Origin of the sequence: Parafilimonas sp. (assembly GCF_051953455.1) — a bacterium.
GTDB lineage: Bacteria > Bacteroidota > Bacteroidia > Chitinophagales > Chitinophagaceae > Parafilimonas.
This window is the reverse complement of record NZ_JBQCIT010000053.1, coordinates 92889-105232: the sequence shown is the minus strand read 5'-3', so window position 1 is coordinate 105232 and position 12344 is coordinate 92889. Positions and strand designations below refer to the sequence as shown.

General features: G+C 37.2%; 11 protein-coding genes. 4 read left to right on the top strand and 7 right to left on the bottom strand.

What is annotated here, in order from left to right; translation table 11 throughout:
- Window positions 1-52 precede the first annotated feature (52 nt).
- Window positions 53-730, top strand: a complete 678-nt coding sequence (locus ACTHN6_RS19025; RefSeq protein WP_440437363.1) for a hypothetical protein — start codon at window positions 53-55, stop codon at window positions 728-730.
- Here ACTHN6_RS19025 and ACTHN6_RS19020 read toward each other — a convergent pair.
- Window positions 725-1663: an NAD-dependent epimerase/dehydratase family protein gene (locus ACTHN6_RS19020; RefSeq protein WP_440437362.1), complete on the bottom strand. Its 939-nt coding sequence runs from the start codon at window positions 1661-1663 to the stop codon at window positions 725-727. The genes ACTHN6_RS19025 and ACTHN6_RS19020 overlap by 6 nt on opposite strands.
- Before the next feature lie 139 nt (window positions 1664-1802).
- Between ACTHN6_RS19020 and ACTHN6_RS19015 the strand changes: the two genes are divergently transcribed.
- The 3 genes from ACTHN6_RS19015 to ACTHN6_RS19005 are packed head-to-tail and all read left to right on the top strand — an operon-like array spanning window position 1803 to window position 4767.
- Window positions 1803-2522 carry a glycosyltransferase family 2 protein gene (locus tag ACTHN6_RS19015; protein WP_440437361.1) on the top strand — a complete coding sequence of 240 codons (720 nt, stop codon included), beginning with the start codon at window positions 1803-1805 and terminating at the stop codon, window positions 2520-2522.
- Window positions 2519-3139 carry a lipid-A-disaccharide synthase N-terminal domain-containing protein gene (locus ACTHN6_RS19010; protein ID WP_440437360.1) on the top strand — a complete coding sequence of 207 codons (621 nt, stop codon included), beginning with the start codon at window positions 2519-2521 and terminating at the stop codon, window positions 3137-3139. The genes ACTHN6_RS19015 and ACTHN6_RS19010 overlap by 4 nt, the downstream gene beginning before the upstream one ends.
- Window positions 3136-4767 (top strand): ArnT family glycosyltransferase, encoded by a 1632-nt coding sequence (locus ACTHN6_RS19005; protein ID WP_440437359.1) that lies wholly within the window; start codon window positions 3136-3138, stop codon window positions 4765-4767. The genes ACTHN6_RS19010 and ACTHN6_RS19005 overlap by 4 nt, the downstream gene beginning before the upstream one ends.
- 13 nt (window positions 4768-4780) lie before the next feature.
- Here the strand turns inward: ACTHN6_RS19005 and ACTHN6_RS19000 are convergent, their stop codons facing one another.
- The 6 genes from ACTHN6_RS19000 to ACTHN6_RS18975 form a co-directional block, all read right to left on the bottom strand.
- Window positions 4781-5221 carry a rhodanese-like domain-containing protein gene (locus ACTHN6_RS19000; protein ID WP_440437358.1) on the bottom strand — a complete coding sequence of 147 codons (441 nt, stop codon included), beginning with the start codon at window positions 5219-5221 and terminating at the stop codon, window positions 4781-4783.
- Between the two features lie 57 nt (window positions 5222-5278).
- On the bottom strand, window positions 5279-6571 hold the full coding sequence (locus tag ACTHN6_RS18995; protein WP_440437357.1) for a serine hydrolase: 1293 nt from the start codon (window positions 6569-6571) through the stop codon (window positions 5279-5281).
- A gap of 52 nt (window positions 6572-6623) precedes the next feature.
- Window positions 6624-8174, bottom strand: coding sequence for a glycosyltransferase family 39 protein (locus ACTHN6_RS18990; protein ID WP_440437356.1), 1551 nt, complete (start codon window positions 8172-8174; stop codon window positions 6624-6626).
- 127 nt (window positions 8175-8301) lie between these two features.
- A complete protein-coding gene (locus ACTHN6_RS18985) occupies window positions 8302-9120 on the bottom strand; it encodes a phytanoyl-CoA dioxygenase family protein (protein WP_440437355.1) in 819 nt (272 codons plus the stop codon).
- Window positions 9121-9458: 338 nt separating this feature from the next.
- A complete protein-coding gene (gltX, locus tag ACTHN6_RS18980) occupies window positions 9459-10976 on the bottom strand; it encodes a glutamate--tRNA ligase (protein WP_440437354.1) in 1518 nt (505 codons plus the stop codon).
- Window positions 10977-11119: 143 nt separating this feature from the next.
- Window positions 11120-12331: a hypothetical protein gene (locus ACTHN6_RS18975; RefSeq protein WP_440437353.1), complete on the bottom strand. Its 1212-nt coding sequence runs from the start codon at window positions 12329-12331 to the stop codon at window positions 11120-11122.
- Window positions 12332-12344 lie beyond the last annotated feature (13 nt).

The window sequence follows — 12344 nt, the reverse complement described above, 5'->3', positions numbered from 1 at the left end:
TTACCTGCAATGATTTTGTAGATATTTGCAGACTGAATATTAAACTTTCACCATGCAAAAAAATAAACTGAGCAGTTTAGAAAAAATAGTTTTAAGTATTGTTTTTGTGCTGATGGTTATAGGAATTATTGCCGCCTGGGTAAATAAAACGTGGTTTCTTGAAACCTATGTGGTGGAAGATGGGTTTATTGAAGATGTTACTTTAATCCCGCTTGCAATCCTAACATTAACCTGCCTCATTTTGTTGTTTAAATATGCCCGCAAAAAAAATGTATGGTTTTTTTTCACTTACCTCTTTATTGCTGTAGGCAGTTTTTTTATTTTGGGTGAAGAGATAAGCTGGGGCCAGCGCATTTTTGGTTTTGAAACCTCTGAATATTTCCGTGAACATAATTCACAGGATGAAGAAAATATTCATAACCTGATTATAGGCGGCGAAAAGCTTAATAAAATAATTTTTACCGATGTGCTTGTTGCCGGTGTTGCCATATATCTTATTGTTATTCCCTGGTTGTATAATAAGAAACCAGGCTTTAAAAATTTTATTGACAGAGCAGCTTTCCCTGTGGCGAGGCTTTATCAAATTATCGGTTGCCTGCTTGTTTTTGGTTTATCATTTTTAACGTTCGATAGCAAGGGCGCCGAGTTGCTGGAATTTGGCGGCAGTGCTATGTTTATGCTGATTGTTTTAAATCCTTTAAACAAAGAATCCCGCTCTTTAAAGTTATAAAAAGTTTAGCTTAAACCAGTTTAATTGTTGCTGCACACCTTCCTTCAAACTTGTTTGAGGATTGTAATAAAGCAACCGTGCTGCTTTATCTATAACAGCTTTTGTGGTGGTTTGATCGCCGGTACGTGGCGGTATAATTTCAAATTTTATTGCATTGCCTGTTAATGCTTCAACCGTATCAATTCCCTGTTGAGTTGTGTATTGCATGCTGTTTCCAATGTTTATGATCTCATTGTTTACGGCTTCTTCTTTGCCTATAACTGCTGCAATACCATTGATAATATCGCCAACAAAACTAAAGCTGCGTTTGTGCTGCAGGCTACCCTGAATCAATGTAAATGGTTCATTTGTTAATGCAGAACGAATGAGTTTTGTATAAAGCTTATCCGGCCTTTCCCTTGGCCCATAAACAGAGTAAAGCCTGAGTGAACAGGCATTCAGCGTTTGCTTTCTGCTTTCAGCCAATACTAATTGTTCGGCTGCAAGTTTTGTAATGCCATAATAAGAAACAGGTTCGGGAACAGCCGTTTCATTCTTGGTGGCATCTAACCCGTAAACAGAAGAAGTAGAAATATTAACAAAAAATTTCAGGCGCTTTAACTGCTTTGAAAATTCTATAAGATTGTAAGTAGCAGTTACATTATTTGAAAGATATTCAGCAAATCCCGATTTTTCAGATAAGCCAGGTTGTGCCGCAAAATGGAAAATATATTCTATGTCTGTGGGTAATAATTTGTAGTCATCGTGTTTAACAAGATCTGCTTCAATAAATGCAACTTTATCCTGCATGGATTGAAGGTTGAGCATTTTGAGATCTTTCGGGTAAAAAGAAGATAAATTATCAACACCAATTACTTCGTGCTGCATATCGGCAAGTTTCTCAGACATATGCGAGCCTATAAATCCGGCCGCCCCTGTAACAAGTATTTTCATCTTAAAAATAAAAGCCGCAAGTTAGTTATGTTTTAATTTTGCCGGTCATAATAAGTTGAATGAAACCGGGCATGGTAATTTTATCATTATAAAAGGATGCATAACGAGGTTACATGAGACCATATAAAAACAAACCTGAATGAAACAACCGGAATTGGCTATAATTATTCCTGTATATAATGAAGCAGAAAACTTGCTACGCCTGCAAGAGGTTTTCGAAGCTTATTTTCCTTTGGCAAAAATTCCTTCCAAAGTGCTGTTTGTAGACGATGGATCGAAAGATAACAGCCTGCAGATGATTCGTGATATATGTAATGCTAATCCTCTTTTTACTTATATATCATTTGAAAAAAACTGTGGCCTGAGCGCCGCTATTAAAGCCGGCTTTGATTGCGCTGATACAAAATGGGTGGGTTATATTGATGCCGACCTGCAAACCACGCCTGAAGACTTTAATATACTGACAGATTACTGCAATGAATATGACCTGGTAACCGGCGTGCGCACCGGCAGAAAAGATTCTTTTGTTAAAAATGCATCTTCAAAAATTGCTAATGGCATAAGGCGCAGTTTTACGCATGATGGCATGGATGATACCGGCTGCCCCTTAAAAATCATTAAAGCCGATAAGGCAAAAGCTATTCCCATGTTCAACGGCCTGCATCGTTTTTTACCGGCCATGATCTTATTGCAAAAAGGTAAGATTATGCAAATCCCGGTGCGTGCTTTTCCAAGGGTTGCGGGCAAATCGAATTTTCATTTATGGAACAGGCTTATTGGCCCGCTAAGCGACTGCTTTGCGTATTTATGGATGAAAAGAAAATATATTAATTACACCATTGCCGAGAAGAAATTATGAGCAACTGGATCGTGATTGGTATAGGAGCCCTGGCGCAGATATTATTTTCAAGCCGCCTTTTACTGCAATGGATTTTGTCTGAAAAACAGAAGAAAGTATTAACGCCGGTTTTATTCTGGGAGTTTAGCCTGCTGGCTTCGTTCCTGTTGTTTGTATATGGATATTTAAGAGATGATTTTGCTATTATGCTTGGCCAAACCATCACTTATTATATTTATATACGTAATATGCAGTTGCAGCACCAGTGGGAAAAGTTTTCAAAAATTTTACGCCTGTTTATTTACCTGTTTCCTGTTATCATTTTAATATACGGTTATAATAATACGGTTGAAGACCGCATAAATCTTTTTCACAATGAAAATATTCCTGCATGGTTATTTATACTTGGCATTGTTTCGCAATTGCTGTTTACATGCAGATTTATTTACCAATGGATATATTCAGAGAAACGAAAGGAGTCGCATTTACCTTTAGGTTTCTGGATCATAAGCCTTGCCGGCTCTTTCCTTATATTAACGTATGCCGTGTTTAGAAAAGATATTGTTTTATTTGCCGGGCAGCTTACGGGCTTTATCGTTTACTTCCGCAACATTGTAATTATTAAAAAACATTCATGAAATCATTTGCTGAAAAATACCCGATGCTTGTACTGCTGGCCGTTTCAGTACTGATGTTGTTTGTGCATCTTGGGTTGGTGCAAACAAATATCATGGAGGCAAGGAACCTCATAACAGCAAGAGAAATGGTAAATGATGGCCACTGGATATTTACAACCATGAATGGTTTGCCCCGTTATGAAAAACCGCCGTTGCCAACATGGCTAACTGCAATTTTTATGCTGATAGGCGGTATGCAAAACATGTTTGTATTGCGTTTGCCGGTTGTGTTGGTATGCGTGCTGCTTGTATACTTTTTTTATAAGCTGGTAAAACGTTTTCAACCGGAAAACAACCAGCCTTTGCATGCATCGCTGATTCTTATCACCTCTTTTTATATATTTTTTTCAGGCAGGGATAACCAGTGGGATATATATACGCATGCATTTATGATAGCAGGCATTTATTTTCTGTATAAAGTAATGAATGAGCCTAAAAATGTTTTTTTAAATGTTATACTGTCTTCATTATTTATAGGCTGTTCCTTTCTCAGCAAAGGCCCTGTTTCATTGTATGGGTTATTTCTTTCTTTCCTGATTGCTTATTTTATTGTTTACCGGCAAAAAGCAGGTAAAAATTTATTACTGAGTTTGATTGTTCTTGCAGCCGGTTTGGCCGTTGGCCTTTCATGGCCGCTCTATGTAAAATATTTTGATCCTTATGCCGGAACAGCTTTGTCAAAGCAAACTCAAAACTGGGGCAATTATGAGATAAAACCTTTTTACTATTACTGGAGCTTCTTTACGCAAAGCGGGCTGTGGACGATTCCTTCTTTCATTTCGCTCATGTATTTCTATATGCGTAAGCGTGTGAATAATGTAAAAGTTTATACGTTTTCTTTTTTGTGGACGATATCGTCGCTGCTGCTTTTATCATTCATTCCTGAAAAAAAAGTGCGTTATATAATGCCTGTTTTAATTCCGCTGGCAATGAACACGAGCTTTTATATTCAATACCTGATGCTTTCTTTTAAACAAATAACAGGCAGATATGAAAAAGCGGTTGTTTATTTCAGTTTTGGATTGATTGCGCTCATAGGATTGGCCGTTCCGTTCGTTAGCTTTTTTTTATTGAAAGCGAAGCTGGGAAATTATATCGGTTGGTACATACTGCTTGTTGTGATTTCTTTTGCCTGCTCATTTGTAATTATAAAAGGATTGAAACGAAAACATTTTATACAGGTGTTTTATGCTGCTGTTTTTTTTATGTGCGGTATTGTAGCCACACTTATTCCCATATCAAAAATATTTTACACGAACAGCAATTATTTTGACGCAGCCAGGCTGCATGGCATTGAAAAAAAGTATAACATACAAACGTATGAGGGAGATAATTTCGTGCCTGAAATAATTTGGAGCTATGGAAAACCGATGTTAAATATATCCGATAACAATTCAGTTAAAATGCCTGCTGATACTAGGTTTGGATTGCTGGTTTACCCTAATAAAGCAAATGAATTAATGCACAGTTTTAATAATTACAGCTTTAAGCAGCTTGCTACGGTTGACTTAAATGAAGTGCCTGCCGAAAGTAAACAACATAATAAGCGAATTGTAAAAAATTATTACCTCGTTAAAAGGATAGAATAACAGGTTTGCCAAATTACTGCGTAACGGGATAACCTTTATTTATCCAATCTATTTTAAGATTGTCAGGAAGGTTTAAAAGATAAAAATTTGTAAACTTCATTTGTTTTAAAACATCAATTGCCGGCCGCACATTAGGGCAATGTTCATAAGGGCAACAGCCGCAGTAAACAACAACCTTTGCGTCTTTCTTTAAAGTGCTTAATTGTGTTTTAAATTTATCCATATTTTCTTCCTCGCTTACCATGCCAACATTTATTGCATCCGGTATGGTGTTAAAAGGGCCTACACTGATGATGGTAACCTGATTTGTTTTATTTTTTATAATGCTTGCCAGTTCCGATGGCTGCATCAATTGTTTGTCTGTCCAGTTTACCGGTTTCTGTGCGCTTACATGAAATGTGCAGAATGAAATAAACAACAGCAGGGATACTTTTACAAACAATAATTTTTTCATCACAATAATTTAATTCAACCTAACATACTTTTAGTACAGCAAATGTATTGCCTTTGTTTAATTATCTGCATCTTTAATTGAAGGCCTTATATCATTAGGATTGCGTTTTTCATATTGAATTATAAAATCGCTCAAATCAGATTTGTATTTTCTTTTGCGTTTTAATTCATAGTTATAAATGGTTTGTCCAAGCTGGTAAAGAAACGGATGCCCAATTGTTTCATAATCATATTTATTATCATTTAAAATGCCATCGCTGTTTACATATAGTGTTGCAGCCAGCATAAACTCAACATTATTATTAAAATCTGCCACGTAAGAGGCATCTGTTAAAAAACCGTAAGCCCAGCCTACTTTATTAAATACACGAATGTTTGATGGCATTGAGTGATGAAGGCTGTCCTGAAAGAAGAATTTCACATAGCTGTCGTAATACTGTGATGTATCATATTTGGGATAATTTGTTTCAGACGGAAATTGCGATAAAAATTGTTTTAGAAAAGCATAATCATCCTTTAGCAGATTGAAACGTTGTTTTTCAGTAACCGATAAAGGAAATAAAATAGATTGCAATATTTGCTGCAGGTCTTCTAAAGGAAGATTATTCACCCTTGTAAAATCTATCGGCTCGTTTATTAAACTATCATTACTGTTAAGATGCGCTTTGCCAATTTTCACCGTATGCGAATAATCGAATGAATCTGTATTGTATTGCATAGGCTGGTGATAAATAGCCTTTCCGCCTTTATCAATAAAATCAATTGGATTGGTATGCCGGTTTTCATCATCCGTGTATCCCATGAACTGTCTTGTAATTCTTGTATGCTTATAGCCCTTTGCGTGCAGTTTCCGGTTAATGTTTTGCTGGCCAATAAACTGGTACATACGGTTATAAGCATCGTTATCACTTATCAAAAATGCTTTTCTTATAAACTGTGCTATAGAAGGATAATTATTTTCAGATGTACTGTCGTACAATTCTTTTTCCTGCCGTGGGTAAGCGCTGTCAAATTGCATGGATGTAAACTTATTAATGCCCGGCTTTTTCATTTCATTCATCTTTTCCAGCGATAAAGCTGCCAAAGGAAGTTTTACGGTTGATGCAGGATTGAAATAGAATAAGGGATCAACATTAAAATAATAATTGGTAAAAGAAGGTTTGTTGTTTTTATCCCTGTTGATTTGTGTGTAGATTATTTGTAAACGGTATTCATCAGGATGAGATAAAACAGCTTGAAAAAGACTATCTGTATTTTTTGATAAAATGTTCTGAAGCTGTGCATCTGTTTTATGCTGTGCATGAAGTGCGCAGGAAACGGTAATGAAAATAAAAAGAAATATTTTTTTCATAATGAATAAATGTGGTTGCTAATGGTCTGACGCTGTATGCGTCTGACCGCGTTTAATATTTGAACTCCGCTTTATCTTTTTCTATTTTTTGCTTGAAGAATTTCCTGAAATTATCATCAGCACCTATAAAAACATAAATGTAATCTCCTTTCTCCCTGGCAAATTTATTTGTGATGCTATCCGTTTTTGTAACAGATGTAAATCCTTTCGCAAAATCATGTTGTTTTTCATCCGGGTCGTCTGAAACCAATATAAAATTTTTTATCTGCAAACCTGTGGGCAACCAATATAAAAAGCTTGCATTGTCACTGTAGGCTTCAGGTAAATTGTATTTACGTGCATAATAATTTATGGCGCCTGCCATGCCATAATTATTGCAAAATATAATTGTGTTTTTTCTGTCCCTGTCATCAAGTGCATGATAGGCTTTGGCAACTTTCTGCGCCATTTCTTCCCAGCCCAGCATATCTGCAAAGTCCTGCGGAAGAGGATGATCTTTTAAATCTTCCCATTTTAAAGTGCCGGTTTTTGCAATGTTCATCTTTACATATAAATCTGCAAGCGGTTGCGGCGGCAAAACCGGCAATAAAATTGGCACTACAAATAGACCAAAACCCACTGCAAAAAATACAAATACATAACGTAAGTATTTTCTTTTTGCTATGGTAAATTTTTCAAGCGCAGTTGCGCCCAAAGCAAATAATGGTGGATAAACACCGGCAGCATAATAACTTTTACCATGCTCCATCAACAATAAAATAATTACAAGCAAATAGGCAAGCCCAATAAAGCGATATTGTTTTGAGGATAATGCATTAAAAAATCCTGTGAGCCAAACAAAAAAGCAAGGAAGCATAAGCAACAATTGGTCGGTTAAAAAACCTGCCGGGTTTATGTATTTCAGTTGCGTTTGCTGCAGTTCTTTCATGTGTATAACAACAGGAAAATGATTCTGCCATTGCCAAATAATATTGGGCAGAAAAATAAGAAAGCCAATCAGCGAAGCATACCAAAAATGTTTATTAAAGAAAACAGTACGATGTTTTGTGAACAGCAATGCAAGCAGAATACTTGCGGTATAAAATGCAACGGAATATTTACTCAGCATGCCCAGGCTAACACTCACGCCAAATAAATACAACCATTTATTTTTTTTAGTTTGAACAAAGCGGATAAAACTAAAAGCTATCAGCGTCCAGAAAAATATTTCCGGCGCATTTGGCTGAAACAAAAAAAACATTCTTAAATAAGCGCCAAATAAAAAAGAAAAGAATAAGAGAATTAATGCAAACGATTTGCCGCCGAGTGATTGAATAATTTTACCGGCAATTATAAATGTTGCAGCGCCAAATAAAGACGGCCATAGCTTTACCCAAAACATGCCGCCGCCAAAAAAATTCGTAAGCCATGCAAAAATGGAAAGCATAGGCGGCACTTCCATAAAGCCAAAAGCAAGGTGATGGCCTTCTGCCAGGTATAAAAATTCATCGCGGTGCGGTTCGTAAACCGGATGTTGCAATAAATAAGGGATGATAATTCTAAGCAGTGCAAGCGTGTATAAAAGCGTATTGGTTTTTTTCATGCCGAATATAGTCTTGCTCAAAAATCGTTAATATTTTTTGAGCAGGAATACCGCTGAATAAAAAATACCACTTAGAAATTGCAGATTTGTCACAGCCAGCCACATTGCAAATGCAGCAAACAATTTTTATTACGATATATATATGCTGTTATAATACCAAAGGGTTCAATTCAGAATCAGCCAGGGAACCAACAGGTTTGCCGGCCAGCCATGTTTTCAAATCATTTTCCTGCCATTTATTTTTTGGCTTTGCAATTTTTGCATCATCAGCGAGATAAATGACAGTCATTACCTCACGCATGATATTAGAATTGTTGCCGGGCGCATTATGAATGGTAAAGCCATAATGCCAGGTTGCATCGCCGGCATTCATGGTTGTGGCACGGGATATTTCAAACTTATTATCCTTCACGTATTTATTAAACTCTTCTTCTGATTCATCTGATATTTCATAATTAAACACGCTGCCGTTTACATGTGAGCCGGAAGCAAACGTAAGCATGCCCATATCAACTGTTATGTCAACCAATGGCATCCACATAGTAATGGTGTTGGTTGTATCCACCGGCCAGTAATACTGATCCTGGTGCCAGGGCGTAGGGCCCCCGCCGGGCTCTTTGTATAAAGCCTGGTCGTGATAAATGCGCACATTTTTCACACCTAATAAATCAGCAGCCACTTTTGCAAAGCGTTTTGATAAAACGAATTTTTTAACTGCATCATCATTACGCCATAAATTCATAATCTGCAAAAAAGCTTTGCCATACGTATCGCGGTCTTCCATTTTACGCTTTTCCGTATTGTATTTTTCTGCGGCATTCCTTATTACGGCATGATAAACTTCAGCTTCTTCTTTGTTTAATAAATTTCTTGTAAGCGTATGCCCTTTTTTACGAAATTCTTTTATGGTTTCTTCAGAAATTTTTACCTCGTTATTTATATCGGGCAATGATGTGGTCGTAAGCATATCTTTATTTTTTATCAAATTTATCCATGATGATTATTTCTAAGGTTTGTAATTAAAATTAAAGATAAATGAACTGCGCATGGTAATTTTCCTCACACAAGCTGTTCTGAACAGTTCGCGGATAAATGTATATAGCGCGGTTTCAATGAAAAATTAAAACTTGGTTGATAAAAAGGGATTTGCCGTACCTTATCATTATAACCCTGCTTATAAAACATTTAAATCAAAAATGCAGTTAAGCCCGCTGCAATACAGGAAGAAGATTATGAATGTGTAGTTGGTTGATGGCTGACAGATAACAATTGATAGTACTCAGAACATCAATCTATCCATTAGGCTCACTGCTCTAATAACGATAATGTATGCTTTATACGATTGATGGTTTCTTCTTTTCCCAATGCTTCTGCAATGTTGAATACATGCGGGCCAAATTTGCCGCCCACTAACATTATACGCAATGGAAGTAATACATCGCCTGGTTTTATCTGGCTGGCGGCTGCAAGTTCCTTAAATGAATTTTCAAGTTCATCATGTTTCCACAATGCCGGCATTTCATAAACACGAATTAATTCTGCAAAAAATTGCTGTTTATGCTCATTCCATTTTGGTTTGATGGCATTAATATCAATTTCTTTTGGCGATTGAAAAAAGAAAGATGACTGCTGCACAAAATCGGGCAATAACGTACAACGGTCTTTAACCAGTTCAATAACGGTTTTTAATTTTTCATCATCGTTCACTTCAATGCCTGCCTGTGATAAGGTTTCTTTCACCGTCAACAGTAATTGGTCAACTGTCAACTTCTTTATCCATTCATGGTTGAACCATTTTGCTTTTTCATAATCGAACTTGGCGCCGGCTTTATGCACCCGTTCTATTGAAAAATTTTCAATTAGTTCATCCAGTGTAAAAATCTCTTTTTCAGTTCCATCGTTCCAACCCAATAATGCAAGAAAGTTGATGAATGCTTCAGGCAAAAAACCACGCTCACGAAAACCTGCTGTAAGTTCACCGGTTTTAGGATCGGTCCAGTTCATAGCAAATACCGGGAATCCTAAACGATCGCCATCGCGTTTACTTAATTTGCCTTTGCCATCGGGCTTTAATATCAATGGCAAATGCGCCCATTCAGGCATATTCTCCAAACCAAATAAATATTGCCACAACAAGATATGAACGGGAGCAGAGGGCAGCCATTCTTCGCCGCGAAAGGCATGCGTTATTTTCATTAAATAATCATCCACCACTACTGCAAGGTGATAAGTGGGCATGCCGTCGGCTTTCAATAAAACCTTATCATCCACCTGTGATGTATTAAAGTTTACTGCGCCGCGGATCATATCCACAAAACCTATTGTTTCATCATGCGGCATTTTTATGCGGATAACATGCGGAAAATTTTCAGCCAGTAATTTTTGTACTACACTTTCGTCGAGCGTTAATGAGTTTTTCATGTCGCTGCGGCTTGCCTGGTTATATTGAAAATTGGGTACAGTTTTCCTTTTTTCTTCCAGTTCCACAGGCGTATCAAATGCATAATAAGCTTTACCTTCTTTCACCAGTTGCTCCGCATATTGTTTATACAATTCTTTTCTTTCACTCTGGCGATAAGGAGCATATCCGCCGCCATGCAAAACGCTTTCATCAGGCTCAAGCCCGCACCATTTCAAACATTCAAAAATATATTCTTCGGCGCCGGGCACAAAACGGTTCTGGTCGGTGTCTTCAATGCGTAAAATAAAATCACCGTTATGATGTTTTGCAAAAAGATAATTGAATAATACGGTGCGCATGCCACCGATATGCAGGCCGCCTGTGGGTGAAGGCGCAAACCGCACCCTTACTTTTTTGTTCATGGCGCAAATGTACCTTACCGCAAAACCCTCTCCAAGGAGAACGGCAAAAACTTGCGGAAATTTATGGAAGAAAAAATGTACACCGCGGCCTGTACTTCAAACAATAACTGATCCTGCTGATTGTTTGAATTAAATAATGCAAATCATTTTTCCATTTGAATGCCATCTGTATCATCCAGCCGTGCGATAATGCCCCATCCATAAAAATAATTCGCAAGACCTATAAGTATTTCATTTTTTCCTTTCCTCAATGGTAATTTAATAGCTGCATTTTCTATCGTGCATCTTCCGGCATTTTTCTGTTGCGGTGTTCCGAAATAGTTTTTATCAACATATAAAACCTGGCCATTGACAAACACCCAAACTTCATCGCTAAAGCCAAGCCGAAAAATTTTATCCTGGTCTTTATCTGATTCAACTGTGGTTTTCAGCCATGCCGCCCTGCGTGCATCATTTTTTTCATGACCATATATTCTGCTGAGATTTATAATGCCGCGGCTTTCTGCTTTTATAGCCGTCCATTGAAGCGTACTGTCTGGCAGCGATGATCTGTTTAATGTGCCATACATGCTCGGCAACTGTATTACCAGGTCTTTGCCAAAAGGAAAGTCTATTGCGGGACCCACCCACCATTTTCTTAAATAACGTGAATCATTATAAGCAGAAATATAACCTGGCTTGCTACTTAATCCTTCTGTAGCATCAGGCTTTATTACAAGATTTGCATAAATAACATTTCCTGAAAGGGATATGCTGCCTGAATCACGCATGCTTTCCAGTTCAGGTATCACCAGCGCCGGTATGTTCATGTCGTTTACATAAGCTTTCATTTGCCTGCCTGAAATAACGAGTTTTATATGATTCCATTTATCCTGGTAAATAACAGCACCTGCCTGGTATTCATCAGAGAGGTCCCAAAGGCTCATGCCATCTGTTACTGCAGCATATTGCAGTGTTGTTCTTGTAGCCGGGCTCACCGGACCAAAAGAACGGATATAGAAATTATCCGCATTTTTTTTATCTCCCGACATTCTGAAATTTATACCCGGGAATCCCATACCACTCAACTCCACATCAAATTCTATAGTACCATTAGTGAACATATAATTTTTTAAAAATACCTGGTAGCCTTTGCCATCCTTTCCTCTTATTGCCTGTGTGTTTTTATAATTTACAAATTCAGTTACTGATGTATCATAATCCCAGTATGCCGGCTGCATAGGTATTTGTATGAGTTTATTTTGTTGCCCTGCATGCTTAGCTTTTGTGTTTTGCGCAAAAAGCTGCAGAGTAATCAATGCAAAGCATGTTACAGCAAATGTTTTTTTATTAATGATAGCGTGCAAATAGTTCATAATATTCTTTTAA